Source organism: Pseudomonas sp. YL2 (assembly GCF_023063025.1).
Taxonomy (GTDB): Bacteria; Pseudomonadota; Gammaproteobacteria; order Pseudomonadales; family Pseudomonadaceae; genus Aquipseudomonas; species Aquipseudomonas putida_A.
On the sequence record NZ_JAJSLU010000013.1, the window covers coordinates 66,132 to 89,341 of the forward strand.

At 61.5% G+C, this 23,210-nt stretch carries 19 protein-coding genes; 13 read left to right on the forward strand and 6 right to left on the reverse strand.

All coding sequences use genetic code 11. The features are described from left to right. Window positions 1–128: 128 nt before the first annotated feature. From LVD08_RS18740 to LVD08_RS18780, 9 genes are all read left to right on the forward strand, one after another. Window positions 129–1,523 carry an ethanolamine ammonia-lyase subunit EutB gene (locus LVD08_RS18740; RefSeq protein WP_247268901.1) on the forward strand — a complete coding sequence of 465 codons (1,395 nt, stop codon included), beginning with the start codon at window positions 129–131 and terminating at the stop codon, window positions 1,521–1,523. Window positions 1,524–1,528: 5 nt separating this feature from the next. Beyond that, window positions 1,529–2,353 (forward strand): ethanolamine ammonia-lyase subunit EutC, encoded by an 825-nt coding sequence (gene eutC / locus LVD08_RS18745; protein WP_247268902.1) that lies wholly within the window; start codon window positions 1,529–1,531, stop codon window positions 2,351–2,353. Between the two features lie 114 nt (window positions 2,354–2,467). Further along, the gene (locus LVD08_RS18750; RefSeq protein ID WP_003228592.1) at window positions 2,468–2,929 is read left to right on the forward strand and encodes a GNAT family N-acetyltransferase; all 462 of its coding nucleotides are present in this window, start codon (window positions 2,468–2,470) and stop codon (window positions 2,927–2,929) included. A 346-nt stretch (window positions 2,930–3,275) separates the two neighbouring features. Next, a complete protein-coding gene (locus LVD08_RS18755; RefSeq protein ID WP_247268903.1) occupies window positions 3,276–3,932 on the forward strand; it encodes a DedA family protein in 657 nt (218 codons plus the stop codon). Between the two features lie 4 nt (window positions 3,933–3,936). Continuing rightward, complete coding sequence (locus tag LVD08_RS18760) at window positions 3,937–4,749, forward strand: M90 family metallopeptidase (protein WP_247268904.1); 813 nt, start codon at window positions 3,937–3,939, stop codon at window positions 4,747–4,749. Window positions 4,750–4,861: 112 nt separating this feature from the next. Next, the gene (ppa, locus tag LVD08_RS18765) at window positions 4,862–5,389 is read left to right on the forward strand and encodes an inorganic diphosphatase (protein WP_008052339.1); all 528 of its coding nucleotides are present in this window, start codon (window positions 4,862–4,864) and stop codon (window positions 5,387–5,389) included. 223 nt (window positions 5,390–5,612) lie between these two features. Next, entirely contained in the window at window positions 5,613–6,359 is a 747-nt protein-coding gene (locus tag LVD08_RS18770) for a S24 family peptidase (RefSeq protein WP_247268905.1), read from the forward strand. Between the two features lie 890 nt (window positions 6,360–7,249). Then, complete coding sequence (locus tag LVD08_RS18775) at window positions 7,250–7,804, forward strand: hypothetical protein (protein WP_247268906.1); 555 nt, start codon at window positions 7,250–7,252, stop codon at window positions 7,802–7,804. A gap of 15 nt (window positions 7,805–7,819) precedes the next feature. After that, a complete protein-coding gene (locus tag LVD08_RS18780; RefSeq protein WP_027612917.1) occupies window positions 7,820–8,254 on the forward strand; it encodes a hypothetical protein in 435 nt (144 codons plus the stop codon). A 23-nt stretch (window positions 8,255–8,277) separates the two neighbouring features. Here the strand turns inward: LVD08_RS18780 and LVD08_RS18785 are convergent, their stop codons facing one another. Genes LVD08_RS18785 through LVD08_RS18810 form a run of 6 tightly spaced genes read right to left on the reverse strand, consistent with a single transcriptional unit; the run spans window position 8,278 to window position 18,463 of the window. Then, a complete protein-coding gene (locus LVD08_RS18785) occupies window positions 8,278–9,090 on the reverse strand; it encodes a YfaP family protein (protein ID WP_247268907.1) in 813 nt (270 codons plus the stop codon). 3 nt (window positions 9,091–9,093) lie between these two features. Further along, window positions 9,094–10,713 carry a DUF2300 domain-containing protein gene (locus LVD08_RS18790; RefSeq protein WP_247268908.1) on the reverse strand — a complete coding sequence of 540 codons (1,620 nt, stop codon included), beginning with the start codon at window positions 10,711–10,713 and terminating at the stop codon, window positions 9,094–9,096. A 1-nt stretch (window position 10,714) separates the two neighbouring features. After that, entirely contained in the window at window positions 10,715–15,289 is a 4,575-nt protein-coding gene (locus LVD08_RS18795; RefSeq protein WP_247268909.1) for an alpha-2-macroglobulin family protein, read from the reverse strand. Beyond that, the gene (locus LVD08_RS18800; protein WP_045121987.1) at window positions 15,286–15,951 is read right to left on the reverse strand and encodes a DUF1175 domain-containing protein; all 666 of its coding nucleotides are present in this window, start codon (window positions 15,949–15,951) and stop codon (window positions 15,286–15,288) included. The genes LVD08_RS18795 and LVD08_RS18800 overlap by 4 nt, the downstream gene beginning before the upstream one ends. Next, window positions 15,921–17,633 (reverse strand): DUF2138 domain-containing protein, encoded by a 1,713-nt coding sequence (locus LVD08_RS18805; protein ID WP_247268910.1) that lies wholly within the window; start codon window positions 17,631–17,633, stop codon window positions 15,921–15,923. Before LVD08_RS18805 ends, LVD08_RS18800 begins: the two co-directional genes overlap by 31 nt. Window positions 17,634–17,671: 38 nt before the next feature. After that, the gene (locus LVD08_RS18810; protein ID WP_247268911.1) at window positions 17,672–18,463 is read right to left on the reverse strand and encodes a YfaP family protein; all 792 of its coding nucleotides are present in this window, start codon (window positions 18,461–18,463) and stop codon (window positions 17,672–17,674) included. Between the two features lie 277 nt (window positions 18,464–18,740). On the opposite strand from LVD08_RS18810, the gene LVD08_RS18815 reads away from it, so the two are divergent. From LVD08_RS18815 to dxs, 4 genes are all read left to right on the forward strand, one after another. Then, window positions 18,741–19,886 (forward strand): Fic family protein, encoded by a 1,146-nt coding sequence (locus tag LVD08_RS18815; RefSeq protein ID WP_027612924.1) that lies wholly within the window; start codon window positions 18,741–18,743, stop codon window positions 19,884–19,886. 88 nt (window positions 19,887–19,974) lie between these two features. Further along, complete coding sequence (locus tag LVD08_RS18820; protein ID WP_003228627.1) at window positions 19,975–20,217, forward strand: exodeoxyribonuclease VII small subunit; 243 nt, start codon at window positions 19,975–19,977, stop codon at window positions 20,215–20,217. After that, the gene (ispA, locus tag LVD08_RS18825) at window positions 20,214–21,101 is read left to right on the forward strand and encodes a (2E,6E)-farnesyl diphosphate synthase (RefSeq protein ID WP_247268912.1); all 888 of its coding nucleotides are present in this window, start codon (window positions 20,214–20,216) and stop codon (window positions 21,099–21,101) included. Before LVD08_RS18820 ends, ispA begins: the two co-directional genes overlap by 4 nt. 91 nt (window positions 21,102–21,192) lie before the next feature. Further along, window positions 21,193–23,091, forward strand: a complete 1,899-nt coding sequence (gene dxs / locus LVD08_RS18830; RefSeq protein ID WP_247268913.1) for a 1-deoxy-D-xylulose-5-phosphate synthase — start codon at window positions 21,193–21,195, stop codon at window positions 23,089–23,091. Window positions 23,092–23,210 lie beyond the last annotated feature (119 nt).

Below are 23,210 nucleotides of genomic sequence, written 5' to 3' on the forward strand. Positions count from 1 at the left end.
GGGGGGGGTCTGCCCGGGGGGGGCGCGTTCCCACCCACAACGGTGGTCCCCCACCCCCCCCCTCCCGCGACGAACCCCTCCCCCACAGGGAGACCGAGTTACCCACAGAATCAGGAGGACACCGCCCCATGGCCGCATTTGCCCATTCCGTCGGCGCCCAGACCTACCGCTTCGACAGCCTCAAGGACGTCATGGCCAAGGCCAGCCCGGCGCGCTCCGGTGACTTTCTGGCCGGCGTTGCCGCGCTCAATGACGGCGAACGCGTGGCGGCACAAATGGCGCTGGCCGATATCCCGCTCACGCATTTTTTGCAGGAAGCGCTGATTCCTTACGAGACCGATGAAGTCACCCGACTGATCATCGACACCCACGACAAACAAGCCTTTGCCGTGGTCAGCCACCTCACCGTCGGTGGTTTCCGCGACTGGCTGCTCAGCGACGCGGCGGACGAAACCAGCCTGCGCGCCCTCGCCCCCGGCCTGACCCCGGAAATGGTCGCCGCCGTGTCGAAGATCATGCGCGTGCAGGATCTGGTGCTGGTGGCGCAGAAGATCCGCGTGGTCACAAAATTTCGCGGCACCCTCGGCCTGCGCGGGCGCTTGTCGACCCGGCTGCAACCGAACCATCCGACCGACGAACCGTCCGGCATCGCCGCGAGCATTCTCGACGGCCTGCTGTACGGCAATGGCGACGCGATGATCGGCATCAACCCGGCCACCGACAGCATCGCCTCGATCTGCGCGATGCTGGAAATGCTCGACGCGATCATCCAGCGCTATGACATCCCGACCCAGGCCTGCGTGCTGACCCACGTCACCACCTCGATCGAGGCGATCAACCGTGGCGTGCCGCTGGACCTGGTGTTCCAGTCGATTGCCGGCAGCGAAGCAGCCAACGCCAGTTTCGGCATCAACCTCAACGTATTGCAGGAAGGCTATGACGCGGGGCTGAGCCTGAAGCGCGGCACTCTGGGGCAGAACCTGATGTATTTCGAGACCGGTCAGGGCAGCGCGCTGTCGGCCAACGCCCACCACGGTGTCGACCAGCAGACCTGCGAAACCCGGGCCTACGCCGTGGCGCGGCATTTCAAGCCGTTTCTGGTGAATACCGTGGTCGGCTTCATCGGCCCGGAATACCTCTATAACGGCAAACAGATCATCCGCGCCGGCCTCGAAGACCATTTCTGCGGCAAGTTGCTCGGCGTGCCGATGGGCTGCGACATCTGCTACACCAACCATGCCGAAGCCGATCAGGACGACATGGACACCCTGCTGACCCTGCTCGGTGTGGCCGGAATCAACTTCATCATGGGCATCCCCGGCTCCGACGACATCATGCTCAACTACCAGACCACCTCGTTTCACGACGCGCTCTACGCGCGCCAGACCCTGGGCCTGAAACCGGCGCCGGAATTCGAGCAATGGCTGGCGAACATGGGCATCTTCACCCAGGCGGACGGCAAGGTTCGCTTTGGCAACAACCTCCCGCCGGCCTTCCGCCAGGCGCTGGCGCAACTGGGATGAGTGTGATGGAAAAACCGCCTGTCGACCCGCAAAACCCATGGCTGGAACTGCGCCGCCTGACCCCGGCGCGCATCGCCCTCGGCCGCACCGGCACCAGCCTGCCGACCAGCGCCCAACTGGATTTCCAGTTCGCCCACGCCCAAGCGCGGGATGCGGTGCATCTGCCGTTCGATCATGCCGGGCTCAGCGCGCAATTGAGCGAACGCGGGCGTGACAGTTTGTTGCTGCACAGCGCCGCGACTGATCGCAACAGCTACCTGCAACGCCCGGATCTGGGGCGCAAGCTCAGCGACACCTCGGCGCAGAGCCTGCGGGATTACGCGCAGGCCAACCCCGGCGGGGTCGATCTGGCGATTGTGGTGGCGGACGGCCTGTCGGCACTGGCGGTGCATCGGCATACCCTGCCGTTTCTGACCCGCCTGGAGGAGCAGATGAGCGCCGACGGCTGGTCGCTTGCCCCGGTAGTGCTGGTGGAACAGGGCCGCGTCGCCATCGGTGACGAGATCGGTCAGTTGCTGGGTGCAAAAATGGTCGTGATGCTGATCGGAGAGCGTCCGGGCCTCAGCTCGCCCGACAGCCTCGGTTTATATTTCACCTACAATCCAAAAGTCGGGCTGACCGATGCCTACCGCAATTGCATCTCCAACGTGCGGCTTGAGGGCTTGAGCTACGGCATGGCTGCGCATCGCTTGCTGTATCTGATGCGCGAAGCCTGCCGGCGGCAGCTGTCGGGGGTCAATCTGAAGGACGAAGCACAGGTGCAGACGCTGGAGTCGGACGCCGGTGCGGACATGAAGGGAAACTTCCTGCTTGATCCGCCCACAACCTGAACCGTTTCCGCATTGCGTTTCTGCGCTGCTTTCAGGCAGGATCGATGCACGGCCGCAGGGTTTCCCATCGCCGTCAGAGCAGTTGAAGACAGCCACTTGAAGACGAGACCTATCATGCGGATTATTCAAGCGACCCTCGAACACCTGGATTTGCTGACCCCGTTGTTCGTCAAATATCGCGAGTTCTACGGTTCCCTGCCCTACCCGGATTCCTCCCGCGCGTTTCTCGAAAAACGCCTGCGCCGCAAGGAATCGGTGATTTATCTGGCCCTGGCCGATGATGACGACAAGAAGCTCATGGGTTTCTGCCAGCTGTATCCAAGCTTTTCCTCGCTGTCGCTCAAGCGCGTGTGGATCCTCAACGACATCTATGTCGCCGAAGACGCCCGCCGCCAACTGGTGGCCGATAACCTGATCCGCACCGCGAAGAAAATGGCCAAGGAAACCCAGGCCGTGCGCATGCGCGTTTCCACCAGCAGCAACAACGAGGTGGCGCAGAAAACCTACGAATCCATCGGATTCAAGGAAGACACCGAGTTCAAGAACTACGTGCTGCCGATCAGTGACGAGCTCTAGCGCTCATCAAGGGCCTGTTGTGGCGAGGGAGCTTGCTCCCGCCGGGCTGCGAAGCGGCCCCACCTCAGTCATCTCAACAGGTCAGGCAAATCAAGGCTTGGGAGTGCTCCGCCCTCCAGCGGGAGCAAGCTCCCTCGCCACACCCACCTTGCCGCAACCATCAATGCCTGCCTGACATTTGTTCACACCCCGACATCCCTCGCTACAAAACCAACGCGCTTTTCACCTCTCAGACCGTATAATCCCGAGCTTTCCGGCTTGTAAGAAAAACTACACCCCGCTGTAGGCTTACACCCGAATCATCCGCACAGGCCTGCCGAGTTGGGCCGTCACCACAGGTGCCCCCATGGATTTCAACCCGCTCGACCTTATCCTGCATCTCGATGTGTACCTCGATTTGCTGGTCACCAACTACGGGCCGTGGATCTACGCGATTCTGTTCGCTGTCATCTTCTGTGAAACCGGTCTGGTGGTGATGCCGTTCCTGCCGGGTGATTCGCTGTTGTTCATCGCCGGAGCGGTGGCGGCGGGCGGTGGCATGGACCCAGTCCTGTTGGGCGGTCTGTTGATGCTCGCGGCGATCCTCGGCGACAGCACCAACTACGTGATCGGACGAACGGCGGGCGAAAAACTGTTCAGCAACCCGAATTCGAAAATCTTCCGTCGCGATTACCTGCAAAAAACCCACGATTTCTACGACAAGCACGGCGGCAAAACCGTGACCCTGGCGCGTTTCCTGCCGATCATCCGTACCTTTGCCCCGTTCGTCGCCGGCGTCGGGAAAATGCCCTACCCGCGCTTTTTCGCGTTCAGCGTATTCGGCACCATCCTCTGGGTCGGTGGCCTGGTCACTCTGGGTTACTTCTTCGGCAACGTGCCGTTCATCAAGAAGAACCTGTCGCTGCTGGTGGTCGGCATCATTCTGCTGTCGCTGATTCCGATGATCATCGGCGTGGTGCGCAGCCGTTTCGGCGGCTCCAGCTCCAAAGCCGAAACCCACTGATCCGATGTGGTCACTGAGCGCCTGGCGTCGCCGGCGCATTCTGGCCAGGCACCCGATTGCCGACGACCTCTGGCAACGGGTGCGCCATCACCTGAGCTTTCTCGACGGCATCAGCGCCGCCGAAGACCAATGGTTGCGTGAAGCCAGCGTGCTGTTCCTCGAAGAAAAACACCTGACCGCCCTGCCCGGTGTCGAACTGCATCAGGAACAACGCCTGCTGCTCGCCGCCCAGGCCCAGTTGCCGTTGCTCAATCTGGGCGATTTGAACTGGTATCAGGGTTTCCACGAAATCGTCCTCTACCCCTACGACTTCCTCAGCCCGCAACGGCATCGCGATGCCAGCGGCGTCGAGCACGAGTGGGACGGCGAGCACAGCGGTGAAGCCTGGCAACAGGGGCCGATCATCCTCGCCTGGCCGGGGGTGATGGCCAGTGGTGGCTGGGAAGGCTACAACCTGGTGATTCACGAACTGGCGCACAAACTCGACATGCTCAACGGCGACGCCAACGGCCTGCCGCCGCTGCACGCCGACATGCGCGTCAGCGACTGGGCCGAGGTCATGCAACACGCCTACGATGACCTCAACCGCCAGCTCGACCGCAACCCCGACGCCGAAACCGCCATCGACCCGTACGCCGCAGAAAACCCGGCGGAGTTCTTTGCGGTCACCAGCGAATACTTCTTCAGCGCTCCGGATCTGCTGCACGCGGCTTATCCACAGGTCTACTTGCAACTGCAGCTTTTCTACCGGCAGGATCCGTTGGGCAGGCTGCGGCAACTTCAGGCCACAGACCCGGTCTATCAGGCGCACGCGTAAGCGCTGCACGACTTCTGGTACGTGGCGTCGGCGTAGGAATATGCCTATAATCGCCGCCACTTTTTGGTCAATCCGGCCAAGTGTTTTTGGTCAACTACGGGGGCAACGCCCAATGAGCTACAGCAAGATTCCGGCTGGCAAAGACCTGCCGAACGACATCTACGTCGCGATCGAGATCCCGGCCAACCACGCGCCGATCAAATACGAAATCGACAAAGACAGCGATTGCCTGTTCGTTGACCGTTTCATGGCCACCCCAATGTTCTACCCGGCCAACTACGGTTACATCCCGAACACCCTGGCTGACGACGGTGATCCCCTCGACGTGCTGGTTGTGACCCCTTACCCGGTTGCTCCAGGCTCGGTGATCCGCGCGCGTCCAGTCGGCATCCTGAACATGACCGACGACGGCGGCGGCGATGCCAAAGTCATCGCAGTCCCACACGACAAGCTGTCCCAGCTGTACGTCGACGTGAAGGAATACACCGACCTGCCACCGCTGCTGATCCAGCAGATCGAGCACTTCTTCGCGAACTACAAAGATCTCGAAAAAGGCAAGTGGGTCAAGATCGAAGGCTGGGCTGGCGCTGACGCCGCTCGCGACGCGATCACCAAGTCGGTTGCTGCCTACAAGGGCTAAGCATCTGCTGGCTGGATGACGCTTGAAGAAAACCCCGGTTGATCCGGGGTTTTTTGTGCCTGAAAAACGCCGCTTTAAACAGTGTGTTTATTGCGGACTACAGAAAAGTTTCGAAGTGAGTGATTTCCCACAAGCACGTCTTACATCCAGTCGCAAAATACAGGCTTTTTTTGAACAGCCAGTTTATTCAAACCGCTCTGGCACGGCCGTAGACTCGGTGTTTATGAGAAAGAACACTAGCGGTCCAAGATTCAAGGCACTCCTGGAAGCAGCGAACATCACCACCACGGGATTCGCAAAGTTCTGGGGCACGGAAGCCCAAAACATTCATAACTGGTACACCCGGGGCGTCCCGGCGTATCGCATGGAGGAAGTCTCACGCCTGCTCTCGGTCAACAGCGAGTGGCTGAAAACCGGCGAAGGCAGCAAAGAGTCACCCCGCCTGCAAACGCCTGCCAGCAGCGGCGACACCTTCGACGCCCAGTCCGTCAACGGCGTCTATTCCATCATCAACCCCAACGACATCGAACTGCCGTTTTTCAAGGAAACACCGCTCAGCGCCGGCGCCGACAAAACCCACGTCATCCTCGACCCCGAGCAAACCGTCCGCCTGCCCCGCGCCCATCTTGCGCAACTGGAAATCCGCCCAAGCGACGCCATCTGCGCGCACATGATCGGCAACAGCATGGCCGAGCGCATCGAAGACGGCTCCATCGTCGGCATCGACCGCGGCCTGACCCAGGTGGTCGACGGCGAAATCTACGCGATCGAACATGACGGCATGCTGCGCATCAAATACCTGCACCGCATGCCCGGCAACGCCCTGCGCCTGCGCAGCCACAACAGCGCCGAATACCCGGACGAAATCTTCCGCGCAGCACAAATCGATGAGCAGCGGATACACATTCTGGGCTGGGTATTCTGGTGGTCGACCCTGGGCAAACGCCGGCCGGTGGTACCGTTTCTCTGATCGGATACGGATCTTCAACCCTGCACCAAACCCTGTGGGAGCGAGCCTGCTCGCGAAGAGGCCCCGAAAATCAGTACAAATTACAAATATCGACCGCCGCAGTGGCTCTATTCCGCAGTTGAGGCTGGGAATCCCCAACAAAACTCAGTATCCTGCGCCCCACATTTGCGCATCGACCCGCTCCCGCGGCTCAGATGACGCCTGACGCGGCAGACCAACGTCTGACCAAGTCCCACAGCCGGACGCAGATCCGGGTGTACGTTTTGAAGGCTGACGCGGTTTACCAAAAATAAACCAAGCCAGTCCCCGAGAAGCCGGCCACAAGCCGGCTTTTTAATGCCTGAAAGAAACCCAGGCCTACCTCTAGGAAGGCCCACTTGTTATCGTAGCGACAACTTCATTACGGTTTTCCATCGTGGCATTCTTTAAACCCTCTACTGACGACGATCTGAAGCAGCGCTTCGCTGATCAGTATCAGTCACCGCTCAAAACAGAATTGAATTTTGTAGAGGATAAGGCTCTCATCGCTGCAGTCACCAAACGCCTTGTAGCTCCTCAAAGGGTCAAGATAAGCCTGGATGACCTGTAACTTCGAATACCCAGAGTGCTAAATCCCGCCAAGCGCAAATCCCAGTGTCTCTATCCTCATCCTCCGGCCGGATTACGGTACTGAGTCCTCATGGGACCTCATGGAATTGACCTGCTCCCATTGCAAACCTTGCTTTCTTTATACCTGAGCCTTTCGCAAGATAAACCGGGCAGCGCCCGCCACTCAGGCATCGCAATAAGCCATTAGCACATCCGCCCTAATTGCCCCGCGACCAACCTCACCACTAAATTTCCATTCTGTTTTTGTGCATTACAAAAGCGCCAAGGAATGGAGCAACACCATGTTTTTCAAACTCAATCACTCCGCTGTTCTGCTGACCGCACTCCTGACCGCTGCCACTTCAGCCTTGGCAGACGAGCCGAAGCTCGTCGGTGACTGGTGGATCATTTACGGCAACGGCGTTCCCCACAAGAACATCATGTATGTCGCCGACAGCACTTCAGTCGTGCCGTCGAAGCAGACCAAGGGGGCCAAGTTGGTCGCCGTGACGCTGGTGTATGAGGAACCCGGCAAACCGATGATCGATGCCTACAACCTCGAAGTTCAGTGTTCGACGAACAAGGTCCGAATGCTCAATGGCCAGTCGGTTGATCGCATCGCCTACATGATGCGCAACCTGAAAGTTAATGACCAATGGCAGCAGCCGAAAGAGTTCTGGGTGCAGCGCACCAGCGAGTTCGTTTGCTCACCTGCCAAAAAGGACATGATCGCGCTGGGCAAGATGGAGTACTTGCAGATGATTCAGGGCCTGCAGCAGATGTTCTTCAAACTGGCGCCGATTCAGGAGAAAGGCCAGATGATGGACAACCTCGACTCGATCCTGGGCAACAAGTAAGCGGCGGGAATCACGATGAACCCATGGACTAAAACGTTATTGGCGCTGCTGATAACGCCCGCTGTTTTGCTGATCAATGGTTGCCACTTGATTGCCCAGTCGCGCTGGGAAGGACGCGATGTGCAGGAAGCGCTCGATCTGTTCGGCAAACCCGACTCGATGAAAAAACAGACCGGGGCCAACGGCGAGAATCTGGCTGTGCTCACCTGGTACAAATCGTCCAGCTGGACCACCACGGAAGCGGCCGGCACTTCAATGAATCACACCGGCAACGGCATGGTTTACACCGAGTACTACGAGACGGTCGGTCACAGTTCCGACTGCAAACTCGAAGCCACCGTCAACAAGGCGAAAAAGATCGTGCTGTTCAGAATCGAAGACGGAAAGATCATTCACGGCAAGTGCATCAACGTGCCGTTCGTGCCTGGTTACATTCCGCCCGGTTTCTAGTGCAACCCTGAGCAGGCTGCTGCTCAGGGATAGCTGAACGATTTCACCAACGTCAGTTCACCCACCGCCCGCATCGGTACCACAAACGTCTCCATTTTCTCGCTTGGCGTGCCTTCCTCGGTAATCACCGTCACCTGCGCCGTGGTCAGCGGCTGCACCGCCTCTTCCCCGCCTTCATCATCACCGCGATAACCACCGCCGAAGTAGTTCACATACACCAGATACTGGCCCTTGATCGGTGCCGGCATGGCGAAGATTTCCGGGCCGTAGCCGGTGGTGACGTCGACGTCGAGTGCGGCGCCATTGGGTGCGACGCGGTCGCCGTACCAGATGTGCGCGCCGTCGGGGGTGATCAAGTGCAGGTCGAGGTCGGTGCCGTCGCTGTCCCAAGAGAGCAGCACGCGCAGTTTGGCCGGGGTGGCGCCGCCGCTGGTGTTGAGGAATTGCGTGCGGTGGCGTTGCTGGCCGTCGGGGATGCGCACTTCGACGCTGTTGCTGCCGTTGGGGAAGGAGAACGGGCGGTCGAAGCGGCCACTGTCGTCGATTTTCAGCGGCATGCTGACACCGTTGACGATCAGCCGGCCGGGATCCTTGCTCTTGGGGGTGGCTTTGATCTCGCCGCTGATGCGGGCAGTGTTGGCCTGGCCGACCGGGGTGTTGACCGAGGAGGCCGGGTAGTTGACGGTCTGGCGGAAGTTCTCGCCTTCGCCCTCGGGCGCGCCGGTGCGCCAGCCGCCGACCGGGGTGTCGAGTTTGACGCTGTCAGCGGCCATTGCCATCGGCCATGCATTGAACGCGCAGAGCAACAGCAAGACCTGTGGATAACGGAGTGTCATGGTCTATTCCAGCAAGAGGTGACGGGCGAGCCCTTCGATGTAGGTTTCATCCTGGCCATTGGGATGTGCTTCAAAGGCCAGGTGCAGATATTCGTGAGTCAGGTCGAGGCGATCCTGCAGCGTCAGCACGCCGCGCACGTAAATGCGCTGGCGTTCGCGATCGACAAACGGGCGGCCGAACGCCAGTTTGCACACGGCGAACGTGCTGACTTCGTTGTAGCCGGTTTCGCTTTCCAGGGTCGGACGCCAGCCGCGGCGCTGCTTTTGCAGCCAGTCTTGCGCGGCGGGCAACGCTTCGCAGGAGGCCACCGGGTTGTCCCAACGGCTGAGGCTGGCGCGCGGATAGGCGTGCAACAGAATCGCGTCGTAGCGTTGACCGGCGTTGGCCTGTTCGACGGCTTGTTGCCAGGCGAGTTTGTCCGGGCCGGGTTGATCGGAGTGATAGGTGACGGTGCTGCCGGCCAGCACCAGATCCGCGGTCCACGCCGCGATGTTGCGCGACTCGGCGGAGGCTGGGCGTGGGGCGACGCGCTGGCGGTTGCTGCTGTCGTCGATGCTCAGGCAATCGCCGTTGCGCGTGGCGTTTTGCAACAGATAGGTGCGGATCGCCACGGCCAGTGCCTTGGCAGCTTCGGCGGGCTCAGGTTTGGCTTCGCGCTCAAGGACGCGGGCGACGTATTCTTCGCGATCAAGTCTGGCGACCAGTTTGTCGTTGAGCAGAAACATTTCGCTGGCGCTGTGGATATCCAGCGCATTGCCGTTGGCGAACTCGACGCGGTAGTCGCCTTGCAACGGGCCGGAAGACACCACCCGATCCCCTGCCAGAACACGCGTCAGCGGATAGCGCGAGAACAGTCCGACCTCTACACAACGCCCCGCTTCCGCCGGCCACGATGAAGGCAACACCATCGCCAACGCCTGCCCGTAATGACGCAAAACCATCTGACTGGTGCCACGCCCACCGGCCCAGATCGGCGAGCCGTCCGCCGTCCAACCGGCGAAACCGCCCTGCCGCGATTGCGGATCCTGATCGCCGAGCCAGCTCCAGGTTTTCACCCGCAAGCGCCCGCCCAGCTCACCGACGACATTGCCGTCCGCCGCATTCAGCACGACGTCGAGCAACACGCGGCGCATCTGCTCCTGCGCTGGCAGCACCGACAACACCTTCAGCAAGTCAGTCACGGAAACCCGAGTAGCCGGTTGCACGGTCGGCAAATCCAGCAACCACGACGGCGCCTGCCGCGCCTGCCAATAGGTGCGCCAATCGGCAGCAGCGATGCCCAATCGCGCCGGCTCAAAGTACAAGCCGCAGGATTTGACCAACGCCTGATCACGCTCGATCCTGCCGCCCGCCGAGCAGCAATAAACCTCTTCCTTCGACTGCCCGCGACATTCATACGCTGGCTCGCGCGCGCCGGTATCCACCAGCCACGCATAGACGAACAATTTCCACAGACTGCCCAGCGGCGTTTCCAGCGTCGACGGCAACGGTTCGCGAGCGATCAGTTGCGTCTGATTCAACGACAGCAACTCGCCCTTGTACGCCAGCCGCAACGGCTCATCCTGCGCCGTCGCCAGCGCAGGCATCACACACATCAACAGCCACAGCAGCGGCCGGTTCATGTCAGTTGACCGTGACCTGACCGAGGGCGGCTTTCGCTTCCCGGGCCTGATGCTGCGGCGCATAGACCTGAGTGAAGCGCACCGGCGGCAGGTTGAACTGGCCCTTCTGCGAGAACCGCACCAGATGGCGCAGACGCAATTCGCCGCTCAGCGCATCCACCGGCACCGCGTAGGCCAATTGCCCCGGTTCGAAGCGCGCCTTTTCCAGCGCGGTCGGCTCGGTGCCGTCCTTGCCCTGCAACTTGATGCCCCAAGTGGTGCGCTCGACGTCGGCGCCCGGTGGCAGCGGCACTTCGAGCATGCCGTAGCGCAGCGGTTTCGGCGCCTTGCTGGTGAGGATCACTTCGTCCAGATACAGGCTGTCACTGGAGAGCGGTTTGCTGCCGACCGGCTCCAGTTTGAAGGTGAACGCTTCATCGCCCGGCACCAGTCGCGACAGGCGCCGGGTGATGGTCACGGCCATTGGATCGACGGCCGGTTGCTGGGTCTGGAAGCTCAGCGCCGCGCGCAACGGACGCTCCTGAGTGCCGGACACCGACAACACGCTCGGCACCGGCGTCGCACCCTGCCAGGTCCAGTACATCTCGCCGGTGGCGCCGTAGTTTTTCTTCCAGCCTTCACCCGGCATCAGCGCGATGGTCGGCGAGGCCTGGGCGATGCTGCGTTGCAACCAGCTCAGCGCCAGCGCACGTTCGAGGGTCGATTGCTGTGGCAACAGACGTTGCAACAACGCCGTCGCCCGCGCCTGATCAAACGGTTGCAGCGACAGGTTCAGCGCTTCGGCAAACGGCTGCGAACTGACCGCCAGACGCTGTTGCGCCGCGCCAACCTGACGGTTGAATGCCTCCGGCAACGCGACTTTCGACTGCGTGGCCAGCGACGCGGTCAACACCCGCGCCGCCGCCAGACCGAGCGCCGAATCCGGGTCGCTCATCACCAGGCTGTCTTCGCCGTCGTCCATCAGGTTTTCGGCATTGCCCTCACCGGCCTTGGCCAGATCGTCCATCAAACCGCTGAGCAGGGTATTCACCGGCAGGTGCATCTGCTTGGCGAACGACAGAATCAGTGCCCGCTGCAGCAGCGGCGTGTTCGGCGCTTGCTTGGCGTAGACCTCCAGCACTCGCTGCCAGTGCTCCGGTGGCAAGGTCAGTTCCAGCACCTGACTGGCGTTCCAGTCGGCGTAGTAGGCGTAAGCGCTGAGGAACGCGTCCGGCTCGCCGTCGAAGCCCCACCAGGTGAAGCTCGCCGACGGCCCGGCCATTTGCACCAGACGCAGACGGCTGTTCTGCATGATCAGGCGCAGGCGATCGCGGATCTGCGGGCTCGACGCCAGCGACGGATAAGCGATGCTCAGCGGCAGCAAACGGCTGGCGGTCTGCTCGACGCCGCCGTACGGGTAGCTCAGCAAATCATCGAGGGCGGAACGGAACAGCGCTTGCGGACTGTCATCCAGACGCAGACGAATGTCGGTGGCGTCGGCCGGCAGGCTCAACGGGGTATCGCCGCTGGCGACGTCGAGGCTCTGAGTTTGCGTCACCTGCCAACCGTCACCGGTGGCGCTCAGGCGCACGGCGAGGGCGTCAGCGGTTTTGCCATCCTGCACCAGCTCCGCTGTCCACTCACCGGTCGCCAAGGCGAACGCTGGCAGCGGCACGTAGTTGATGCCGTTGTTCAGGGTTACCGGCAGGCGTTGTTCGGCGCCAGCGTAATGGGTGACCAGCTCAGCCTTGACCGGTTTTTCGGCCTGGCTGAAGGCAAACACACCGAGTTGCGGCTGATCGCCCTTGCGGAATTTGCTCGGCCCGCTCCACTTCAGGTACAGCGGTTTTTCCGAACGGACGAACTGCTTCTTCTGCCCGACCTGGCCGTCGTCGGCGATGGCCCGGGCGGTGATGCGCCAGCGGGTCAGCGAGTCCGGCATCTTGAAGGTGAAGCGGGTTTTGCCGTCGGCACCGGTCAGCAATTCCGGCTGCCACGCGGCGGTGTCGACGTCTTCACGACGCGGACGCTCCAGCACTTTCACCCCACGTTCGCTGCGGTTGGCCTTGCCCGGCGCGCCGGGGCTGCCCGGCAACGCCACGTCGTAACTGATGAACGACAGGCTGGCGCTGGTGCGCACATTATTGCGACGCGGGTGGTAGAAGAACTGGTCGATGGTCGGCGCGACTTCCGGTTGCAGCGCGTAGACCATTTCATCGACAACACTCACCGTCAGATGCGCCGGAACTGCTTTACCGGCGAACTGCGTAGTCAGGTCGACGGTCACCGTGTCGCCCGGCAGATACACCTGTTTGTCGGTGCTGATCGCCACGTCGATTTGCGGGGCAATCACTTTGATCCCGGCGTTCTGGAAGCTGTACTGCCCGCCCTTGGTGTAGAGCACCGAGAAGGTCAGGTTCGGCGCGAAATTGTCTTTCACCGGAATCCGCGCGCGGTATTGGGTGTCGCTGAGTTTTTCCAGCTTCAGCCAGTCGCCGCCCTTGGCCAGCAGCGCGGTGGCCTCGACCTTATCGCGCTCCAGCGACAGCAGTGCATCGCTGACCGGCTCAGGGAAGGTGATCAGTGCCAGCGCTTCATCGCCGGCCTTGTACTCGGGCTTGTCGAGGACGATTTCCACAGTGCCCGGCACCGCTTTGACACCGTCGCCGGTGACCGAATGGCCGGTGGCGCCGAGGACGCGACCGTGTTGATCTTTCAGCGTCAGGTTGTAAGTACCCGGACGTTCAAAGGCCAGACTAAAGCCTTTGTCAGTCGCCGCGAGTTTGCCTTCGCCAGTGCTCTGGTCTTCCAGACGCATCCAGCTGTAGCTGCTCGGGGTCACGGCTTTGCTCTGCTCGCCGCCGCCCTCGTTGGCGTAGCTGAACGCGACTTTGTCGTTGACTGCGCTGAAACGTTGCGGCGCGCTCAGGCGGAAGCTCGCGGCGCCACGGTCGATGAGGATTTCCTTGGTGGTCTTGACCCGATACGCCGCGCCATCGCTGGCAAACACGGTGAGCATATAACGGCTCGGTTTGTCGGCGGCCGGCAGGTCGAGGGTCGCGTTGCCCTTGCTGTCAGTGGTCAGTTCGGTGCTGGTCAGCTCCACCGGGAATTGCCCGAGGTATTGCAACTCGTTGTCGACCATCGACAGTTGCTGGGCACGCAGGCTCAGGCTCAGTTTGGCGTTGGCCACCGGTTTGCCGTCCGGGTACAGCAGCACCAGACTGCCCTTCACCGGCTCGCCGGTGCGGTAATCCTGCTTGGCCAGATTCAGCGAAATTTCGAAGTGCGGCTTGATGTACTCGGCCACGCGGAAGGCGCTGCTGTAGGCCTGATCCTTGTAGTTGAAGCGGATCTCGTAACCACCGGCCACAGCGTTGTCCGGCAACTGGAACCGGCCCTGGGTACCAGCCCTGGAATCGAGTTTCAGGTCGAGGCGTTGCAGCTCGGTGCCGGTGGCATCAAGCACACTGACGTTGACGTCAGCAGCGCCCGGCAGCACCGAATCCCGCGCATTCTTGAACTCGCGACCGACGATTTTCAGCGACACCCAATCCCCCGGGCGATACAGCGGTCGGTCGGTGAACGCATAGAGTTTGGTGTCGTAGATTTCGCTGTCGTAATAGAAGTTTTCCGAGACGAACACCCCGCCCTCTTCGTCCTCGCCGATCACGAACGAGCGCTCGGGGCTGACGTGTTTCAGGCGCAGCAAACCATCGGCATCAGTGGCACCGCTGCTCATCACGCCGAGGCCGTCAGTCCACAGCACATTGACCTTCGGCACCGAACTGCCTTGGTGTTTGCGTGCGGCCCAGACCAGCAATTCATCGCCGGCGATTTTGCTCACCGCCACGGTGTTGGAAACGAAGACCATGGTGGTCGCGCGATACTTGCCGATCAGCGCTTCGACCAGATACAGGCCCGGCTTCAGGTTGCCCAACGGGATGTACACGTTACCCGGCGCAACGCTGACGAACTCGCTGGAAGACCCGGCCAGATTGACACCGGCCGGCGGCTGGATCGGTTTGGCTTGCCACAGCGGATAACGGAACTGGCTGACCACCGGCAGACCCGGAATCAGCGCGAATTGCGGCTGCGCGTCGTACGGGGTTGGCGCGGCGATGGCGGTGCCCATCTTCAGCTCCGGCACTTCCTCGGTGACCTGCTTGCGCGACTCGTAGGAGAACGCGCGCTGCATCACCCGCCGCGATTTGCGGTACCAGTTGTCCCACAGGTACGCGAGGGTGTTGGACAAGCCCTCGCCCTTGAACTGACCGTCGCTGACCACGCGGTGCAGGTTCTTCTGACGTTTGAGGAAATCCAGCGGCTTGTCGATGTGGTATACGCGGATGTCGGCGCCGCCATAGGGTTCCATACGAAAGCGGCGGTAGTCGCGGCCCGGCGCTTCGAGACGAACCATCGCCTGTTCGTCGGCGGCGAAACTGCTGTCGGCCAGCAGGAAGAAGCTTTCACCGGGGACCGGCGTGTAGCCGCTCGGCTCCACCGAATCTTCAGCGTTGACGGTCGCCAATGGCAGCAACAGCGCCAGCAGCAGAGGAATTCGAGCGCAGAGTCGCAGCATGCGGGCACCGGTCATTGGGAGAGAAAGTTCAGTCGATAGACGCCGATGAAGTTGGGGTTGGCTGCGTCGGGTATCCATCGGGTGTCCTTCCATGTCATGAGTTGCTGCAGGCTTGCCGAACGCATGCCGTTGTCAGTGGGGGTGGTCGTGCCGGTGTGATAGGCGATGTAGCGGCCCATCCAGATCATCAGGTGCTGGTCGTCGCCCTGATCGAAAAACATCAGGTCGCCGGGGCGTGCCTGGGACACGTCGCGGCTGACCAGATGGCTGTTGAACTGAATCAGTTTGATCGCGTTGACGTACGGCCCGACCTTGCCGCCGCCCTGCTGCCATTGCTGGGCGAGCTTGCGCTGCTCATCGCTGAGCGTCAGCTCCGGCGGCAGGTAGCGATTGGACAGGCCATTGCTGCGCAGCCACTTGTCGTCGTGGACTTTCAGCGCTTCGTTGGCGGCAAAACGCACAAGGCCTGCGCAGTCCTGCTGATACCAGCGCGGGCTCGGGCCCTGGCTCAGTTGTTCCTGAGCGATGCGCACGAACCAGGCGCGGAACACCTGGGACTGCGCCGGATCCAGCGCCGGCGTTTCGACGGCTCGGGCGCCCGCGCTGAGCAGTAGCGCGAGCAGGCCGAGGCTGCGGATCAGTGTCGTCACAGCGCTTTCCACTCCAGCGGCAGCCATTGCCAGTGGCCGTCAGGCTCGCTGCCTTCCGGCAGGGTCAGGGCGTATTTGCCGTAGCCGCCGAGGGTGCGCAGTTTCGGAATCAGGTAGGTTTGCGCGGCGTTGTAGAACACCGGCTCCATGTCCTGCGGCAGGCTGTCGAGGGTTTCCTGCTGCATCAGTTGCGCCATCGAATCCGGACCGAAGTAGATCGGCATCAGCACATCTTTCGGCAGCACGTCGGCCATCGGCGGGAAGCGCTTGTCGAGAGTACCGAGAGCCTTGTCCACCAGTTTGTCGTCGAGGGAAAACAGCAGCGTCGAACCGTGACGGGCGAGGCTGACTTTCATGAACGCTTTACCGCTAATCGCATCCGGATTCTCGGCAGTCTTGGCGGCGTACGGGCCGAAATTGGAGCTGACCTGACGCTGCCAGACATGGCTCTGGCCTTCCTGTTTCTCGACCACCGGGAATGCGTGTTCATCGACATTCGTCTCGTAGGCGCCCACCATCGAACCGAACAACGTGCCCAGGTCGCCATCGAGCTTGCCGCTGTCCTCGTCCTTCAGGCTGGCAACCAGCAACGGCGTGTACAACCGCGAATCGGCGTACCAGCACAGGCCCGCCGCGCCAGCCACGTGTTCGGTGAGTTTCTGCGCCACCGCTTCGTCGGCGCCGAGTTTCACCAGCAGCGGTTTCTGCGGTTCGGCCGCTACCGGAAAGGTCACGCAGGCACTGGCGCCCAGCGGCATGGCTTGCCACACCGGTTTGAAATCGAAGTCCGGCTGATTATCCAGTTCGTCCATGGCGAGGTAGCTGTGCCAGCCCTTGTCATCCATGTCGAAACGCAGCCCGGCGAAGTTCGGGATGAAGCGCTGATAGCCCATCGCAAGGACGCTGGAATTGACCGACAGACGCTGTTTGATCTCCGGCGCCTTGGCCGGCAGACCGAAGGCCTCGGGGAACAGTTTGTCGCCGCTGAGCAGCGCTGCCAGCGCTTGTGGCGAGACGTGCCCGGACTCTTCCGATTCGCCACTGGCCGGGTCGTAATACTTGTTCGGGTTGGACAGCACCACCAGTTTGTCGCCGCGCGACGCGAACAGCAGCGATTTGCTGGCGTTGTAGCTGAGCTGGTACAGCGGCACTTCGTCGCTGCCGACCTTGAGGCTGCCGAAGACGCTGAGTTGCGAATCGTCCAGCGCCACTTTCGCCAACGGTTCGAGCAGTTTCGCCAATCCGCCGCGATCCATCACCAGCAGGAAATCCTTGAGCCGGCCATCGGCGCCACGCCACAACGCCACATCGGCCGGTTGATCGAAAAGCTGTTCGATCAGGCTGTCCTGCAGCTTCAGGTCGTGTTCGTAGATGATCCGCCGCAGGCTGCCGATCAACCCCAGGCGGTCGGCGTGGGTTTCGTAATAGAAGACGAAATCCTCGGTGAGCGTGGCCTTGAGAAACGGCACCGTCAGCAGGTCCTTGGGCAACTGGCTCAGGGAGCGGGTTTCCAGCAGCGCGTCCGGCCTGCTCAGGCCGAGCTTGTCGCTGGCCAGTGCCGCCGCCGGCACCTTGGGCTTGTGCAGCAGCCAGCCAAGACCACCGGCCACCCCGGCCACCAGAACCAGGCCGATCAGTAGCGCCGGCCAGCGCCGGGAAGGTTGGCCGGCAGGAGTCGGGACGGCCGGAGAAGCAGCGTTATCACTCATGTTCACAAAACCCGAAGTTCATCCGTGGAGCGGGATGCTTAATAGTTGAAAGTCTTGACCAGCAGCAGATCACCGATCGCCCGCAGGGGCACGATGAATGTTTCGCGTTTTTCGTCGACCGTGTTTTCGTTGAGCACCAGCGTGATTTGCGAGGTGATCACCTCGTTCTGATTGCTGGCCTCCTCGAAGTTATAGCCGCCGTTGCCGAAGTTGCCCCAATAGTTGACGTAAACCAGATAGGTGCCATGCAGCGGCGCGGTCATGGTGAACATTTCCGGGCCGGGGCCATCGACACCATCCGGGTCCAGACCGCCACCGTTGGTCAACGCCGTGTGGGCGAAAAACGCATGCTGGCCGTCGGGTGTAATGATGTGCAGGTCGAGTTCGGCCTTGGGATCGTCCCAACCCAGCACCACACGGATTTTCGCCGGAGTGCGCAGGTTGTTCGCTTCGTAGAACTGCACACGCTTGAGCGACTGGCCCTCGGCGCTGCGCACTTCGACACTGTTGGAACCGGCGCCGAACGCATAGGGCCGGGCGAATCGCCCGTCATCGTCGGTGTACAGATTCAATGGATTGCCGTTGACCGCCAGCGTGTGCGGCCCGCGCTGATTGCCGATGGCCTTGAGCTGGCCCTGAATCATCGTGCGATTGCGCTGAATGCCGCGATCGATCGGCGGCGTGGGATAGGCGACTTGCGGGTTTTCACTGCGGTCGAGCAGACCGTTGTAACGCCAGCCACCGGATGGCTCAGACAGCTCGGCAGTCGGCGCCGCCCACAGCGCAGGCGCGCAGGCCAAACCGATCAGCAGCCAAAGAAATGAACGCATGTAATGCCTCCTGCCATGCCTGAACGAAACCTTGCACCCGATCCTCGGTACTTCACAGCGGTGGAAACTGCGTTTCGTCTGAAAGACCCGTGACTATGGGGTCGTAGAAGGCGCGAAGATTAGCGATTCGGCAGTTTTTTAACAATCGGATACATCTTGAAATGCGGTAGGAATCACGCCCTCGGGTGGACGATGAGCCGAATAGGTGTCATATTCGGCTCACGAAATGAGCCGAATAGCGTTTCTATTCGGCTCACACACTCAGGAATGGCATTTCATGGCAACTCACTGGATCTGGCAGCAGCCCGACTGGCCCGACTTCAACTGGCAGGCAGAGCGTCTCACTGCGCTGTTGCGCGAATGCGTTCAGGCGCAGGGACAATTGATGGGCATGGCGGGATCAGTGGGCAATTCATTGAGCGCTCAGACTGAACTGGACGCGTTGCTGCAAAACATCGTGACCTCCTCGGCCATCGAGGGGGAACAATTGAATGTTGAATCCGTGCGTTCTTCACTGGCACGACGCCTGGGGCTGGAATCGCCTGATGGCGACAACGTCAGCAAGCGCAGCGAAGGGCTCGCGCAACTGATGCTCGATGCCACTCAACGCTTTGCCGAACCGCTGACACTGCAACGATTGCTGGAATGGCATTCATGGCTGTTTCCAGAACAGGAGAGTGGTTTCCTTTCGCGTGCAATCAATGTCGGCGCATTACGCGGCGATGAGCCGATGCAGGTGGTTTCAGGGCGAATCGACCGTCCGACCGTGCACTTCGAGGCGCCACCGCGACAAGGCCTTGAGCGGCAACTCGACAGTTTTCTCAAGTGGTTCGACGCCAGTCGGCAACAGGCAGGCCTCGATCCATTCTTGCGAGCTGGCATCGCACATTTCTGGTTCGTCACCTTGCATCCGTTCGACGACGGCAATGGACGCCTGACTCGCACCCTTACCGATCTGGCACTGGCTCAGAGCGAAGCGCAGGCGATTCGTTTTTATGCGATGTCCGCCAGCATCCTCGATGATCGTGCGGGCTATTACCGGATTCTCGAATCCAGTCAGAAAGCCACGCTGGACATTACCGACTGGCTCACATGGTTCCTGCAAACCTTACTGCGCAGTCTGCAACAGGCCATTGCGCGGATTGAAAGTGTGTTGGGAAAATCACGCTTCTGGCAGGCGCACCGCGAATCCGGGCTGTCGGCGGAGCAGATCAAAGTGCTCAATCGTTTGCTCGACGGTGGTGAGCGTGGTTTCGAGCACGGTATCAGTGCAGCGCAATACCAGAGTGTGGCCAAGGTTTCCAAAGCCACGGCCACCCGACATCTGGCGGAACTGCTGGAAAAAGGCTGCCTGCAACGTCTTCCGGGCGGGGGGCGGAGCACTCGGTATCAGATTCAATATCCGGGTGACTCGACCGACTGACACCCTTGTCCGTCGGCCCACTCATTTGCCCATAACCCCCCTATCTGCTAGTGTCGCGCCGGTTTAACGTCAACCGGAAATCGCCGCCATGGCCCGCAAAAAAGCTGCACTGGATTTCGAACAGTCCCTCGCCGACCTGCAAACACTGGTCGAGCGTCTGGAGAACGGTGAATTGTCGCTGGAAGACTCGCTGACCGCTTTCGAGCAGGGCATCGGTCTGACCCGTGACTGCCAGGCAGCGCTGGCCCAGGCCGAGCAGAAGGTGCAAGTGCTGCTGGAGCGCGATGGCGAACTCGCCGAGGAACCCTTCGACGCGGAACAGCCAGAATGATTGCGGCGTATTCGGCGACCAGCCAGGCGCGGGTCAATGCGGCACTGGAAATCCTCTTCAAGGCTCCGCTGCCGGAGCTGTCGCGCCTGTATGAGGCGATGCACTACAGCGTGATGATCGGCGGTAAACGCGTGCGCCCGCTGCTGGCCTACGCCGCGTGCGAAGCGCTGGGCGGCAAGGCTGAACAAGCCAACGGCGCGGCCTGCGCAGTTGAGCTGATCCACGCTTATTCGCTGGTTCACGACGATTTGCCGGCGATGGACGACGACGATCTGCGTCGCGGCCAGCCCACCACCCACAAGAAATTCGACGAAGCCTGCGCGATTCTCGCCGGTGACGGCTTGCAGAGCCTGGCGTTCAGCGCCCTGCTCGACCCGCGCCTGAGCGATCTGGACGCTGACATCCGTCTGCAACAGGTCACGGCGCTGGCGCACGCGGCCGGCCCGGCAGGCATGGTCGGCGGTCAGGCCATCGACCTCGGCTCGGTCGGCCTGAAGCTGGATCAGCAAGCGCTGGAGCAAATGCACCGGCACAAGACCGGCGCGTTGATCGAAGTCAGCGTCAAGCTCGGCGCCCTGGCCAGCGGCCGTGCCGAGCAGGATCAACTCAAGGCCCTGCAGACTTATGCACAGGCCATCGGTCTGGCCTTCCAGGTGCAGGACGACATTCTCGACGTCGAAAGCGATACCGAAACCCTCGGTAAACGCCAGGGCGCCGACATCGCCCGCGACAAACCGACCTACCCGGCCCTGCTGGGACTGGACGCGGCCAAGGTCTACGCTCTGGAACTGCGCGATCAGGCCCTGCACGCACTGCGACCGTTTGACGCGGCAGCCGAGCCTTTGCGCGACCTGGCCCGGTATATCGTCGAGCGGCGCAACTGAACGCCAGCCTGCCAAAAAAGACCAACGCGTGGGCAGGGGGCGATGCATCAGGTAAACTGCCGCATCTTTTATACCTATAACGATTCGCCTGATGCCCACGACGTTTCATGAGATTCCCCGCAAGCGCCCGACCACGCCCCTGCTCGACCGCGCGAACACGCCGGACGGCCTGCGCCGGTTAGGCGAAGCCGAGCTGGAAACCCTGGCCGATGAGTTGCGCCTGGAATTGCTCTACACGGTCGGCCAGACCGGTGGGCATTTCGGTGCCGGCCTGGGCGTCATCGAGCTGACCATCGCGTTGCATTACGTCTTCGACACCCCGGATGACCGGTTGGTGTGGGACGTCGGTCATCAGGCGTATCCGCACAAGATCCTCACCGGTCGCCGCCAGCGCATGGAAACCCTGCGCCAGAAGGACGGCATCGCCGCCTTCCCGCGTCGCGCCGAGAGCGAGTACGACACCTTTGGCGTCGGCCACTCCAGCACCTCGATCAGCGCAGCGCTGGGTATGGCGATTGCCGCCCGCCTGCAAAACAGCGATCGCAAGGCGATTGCGGTGATTGGAGACGGCGCGCTGACCGCCGGCATGGCTTTCGAGGCGCTGAACCACGCGCCGGAAGTCAACGCCAACATGCTGGTGATCCTCAACGACAACGACATGTCGATCTCGCGCAACGTCGGTGGCCTGTCCAATTATCTGGCGAAGATTCTTTCCAGCCGCACCTACGCGAGCATGCGCGAGGGCAGCAAGAAAGTCCTGTCGCGCCTGCCCGGCGCCTGGGAAATCGCCCGTCGCACCGAAGAATACGCCAAAGGCATGCTGGTTCCCGGCACCCTGTTCGAAGAGCTGGGCTGGAACTACATCGGCCCGATCGATGGCCACGATCTGCCGACCCTGATCGCCACCCTGCGCAACATGCGCGATCTGAAAGGCCCGCAGTTTCTGCACATCGTCACCAAGAAAGGCAAAGGCTTCGCCCCGGCGGAAGTCGACCCGATCGGTTACCACGCGATTACCAAGCTCGAACCGCTCGACGCCCCGGCCGCTGCGCCGAAAAAGGCCGGCGGACCGAAGTATTCGGCGGTGTTCGGCGAATGGTTGTGCGACATGGCCACAGCTGATCCGCGTCTGGTCGGGATCACCCCGGCGATGAAGGAAGGCTCGGACCTGGTGGCGTTCAGCGAACGCTTCCCGCTGCGCTACTTCGACGTGGCGATTGCCGAACAGCACGCGGTGACGTTCGCCGCCGGCATGGCCTGCGAAGGCGCCAAACCGGTGGTGGCGATCTACTCGACGTTCCTGCAACGCGGCTACGACCAGTTGGTGCATGACGTCGCGGTGCAGAACCTCGACGTGCTGTTCGCCATCGACCGCGCCGGTCTGGTGGGCGAAGACGGCCCGACCCACGCCGGCAGCTTCGATCTGTCTTACCTGCGCTGCATTCCGGGCATGGTCATCATGACCCCGAGCGATGAAAACGAATTGCGCAAAATGCTCACCACCGGCCACCTGTACAACGGCCCGGCGGCGGTGCGCTACCCGCGCGGCACCGGCCCGAACGCGGCCATCGACAAGGATCTCGAGCCGATCGAAATCGGCAAGGGCATCGTCCGCCGCCAGGGCAGCAAAGTCGCCCTGCTGGTGTTCGGCGTGCAACTGACCGAAGCGCTGAAAGTCGCCGAGAAGCTGGATGCGACCGTGGTCGACATGCGCTTCGTCAAGCCGCTGGATGAAGCGTTGGTACGCGAGATTGCCGGCAGCCACGAGTTGCTGGTGACCATCGAGGAGAACGCGATCATGGGCGGCGCCGGTGGCGCGGTCAGCGAGTTCCTGGCGCGCGAGAACATTCTCAAGTCGATGCTGCACCTGGGCTTGCCGGACATTTACGTCGAGCACGCCAAACCGGCGCAGATGCTGGCCGAGTGCGGGCTGGACGAAGCGGGAATCGAAGCTTCGATTCGTGAGCGTCTGGCTTTACTCGACAAATAAACGCAATACCCTTGTGGGAGCGAGCCTGCTCGCGAATGCGGATTGTCAGTCAAAGTAATGCTGACTGATACACCGCCTTCGCGAGCAAGCCCGCTCCCACATTTGATTTGTGTACACCT

Coding starts and splice junctions, on each gene's coding strand:
- LVD08_RS18740 (WP_247268901.1), top strand. CDS start 129: ATGGCCGCATTTGCCCATTCCGTCGGCGCCCAGACCTACCGCTTCGAC.
- eutC (WP_247268902.1), top strand. CDS start 1,529: ATGGAAAAACCGCCTGTCGACCCGCAAAACCCATGGCTGGAACTGCGC.
- LVD08_RS18750 (WP_003228592.1), top strand. CDS start 2,468: ATGCGGATTATTCAAGCGACCCTCGAACACCTGGATTTGCTGACCCCG.
- LVD08_RS18755 (WP_247268903.1), top strand. CDS start 3,276: ATGGATTTCAACCCGCTCGACCTTATCCTGCATCTCGATGTGTACCTC.
- LVD08_RS18760 (WP_247268904.1), top strand. CDS start 3,937: ATGTGGTCACTGAGCGCCTGGCGTCGCCGGCGCATTCTGGCCAGGCAC.
- ppa (WP_008052339.1), top strand. CDS start 4,862: ATGAGCTACAGCAAGATTCCGGCTGGCAAAGACCTGCCGAACGACATC.
- LVD08_RS18770 (WP_247268905.1), top strand. CDS start 5,613: ATGAGAAAGAACACTAGCGGTCCAAGATTCAAGGCACTCCTGGAAGCA.
- LVD08_RS18775 (WP_247268906.1), top strand. CDS start 7,250: ATGTTTTTCAAACTCAATCACTCCGCTGTTCTGCTGACCGCACTCCTG.
- LVD08_RS18780 (WP_027612917.1), top strand. CDS start 7,820: ATGAACCCATGGACTAAAACGTTATTGGCGCTGCTGATAACGCCCGCT.
- LVD08_RS18785 (WP_247268907.1), bottom strand. CDS start 9,090: ATGACACTCCGTTATCCACAGGTCTTGCTGTTGCTCTGCGCGTTCAAT.
- LVD08_RS18790 (WP_247268908.1), bottom strand. CDS start 10,713: ATGAACCGGCCGCTGCTGTGGCTGTTGATGTGTGTGATGCCTGCGCTG.
- LVD08_RS18795 (WP_247268909.1), bottom strand. CDS start 15,289: ATGACCGGTGCCCGCATGCTGCGACTCTGCGCTCGAATTCCTCTGCTG.
- LVD08_RS18800 (WP_045121987.1), bottom strand. CDS start 15,951: ATGGCTGCCGCTGGAGTGGAAAGCGCTGTGACGACACTGATCCGCAGC.
- LVD08_RS18805 (WP_247268910.1), bottom strand. CDS start 17,633: ATGAGTGATAACGCTGCTTCTCCGGCCGTCCCGACTCCTGCCGGCCAA.
- LVD08_RS18810 (WP_247268911.1), bottom strand. CDS start 18,463: ATGCGTTCATTTCTTTGGCTGCTGATCGGTTTGGCCTGCGCGCCTGCG.
- LVD08_RS18815 (WP_027612924.1), top strand. CDS start 18,741: ATGGCAACTCACTGGATCTGGCAGCAGCCCGACTGGCCCGACTTCAAC.
- LVD08_RS18820 (WP_003228627.1), top strand. CDS start 19,975: ATGGCCCGCAAAAAAGCTGCACTGGATTTCGAACAGTCCCTCGCCGAC.
- ispA (WP_247268912.1), top strand. CDS start 20,214: ATGATTGCGGCGTATTCGGCGACCAGCCAGGCGCGGGTCAATGCGGCA.
- dxs (WP_247268913.1), top strand. CDS start 21,193: ATGCCCACGACGTTTCATGAGATTCCCCGCAAGCGCCCGACCACGCCC.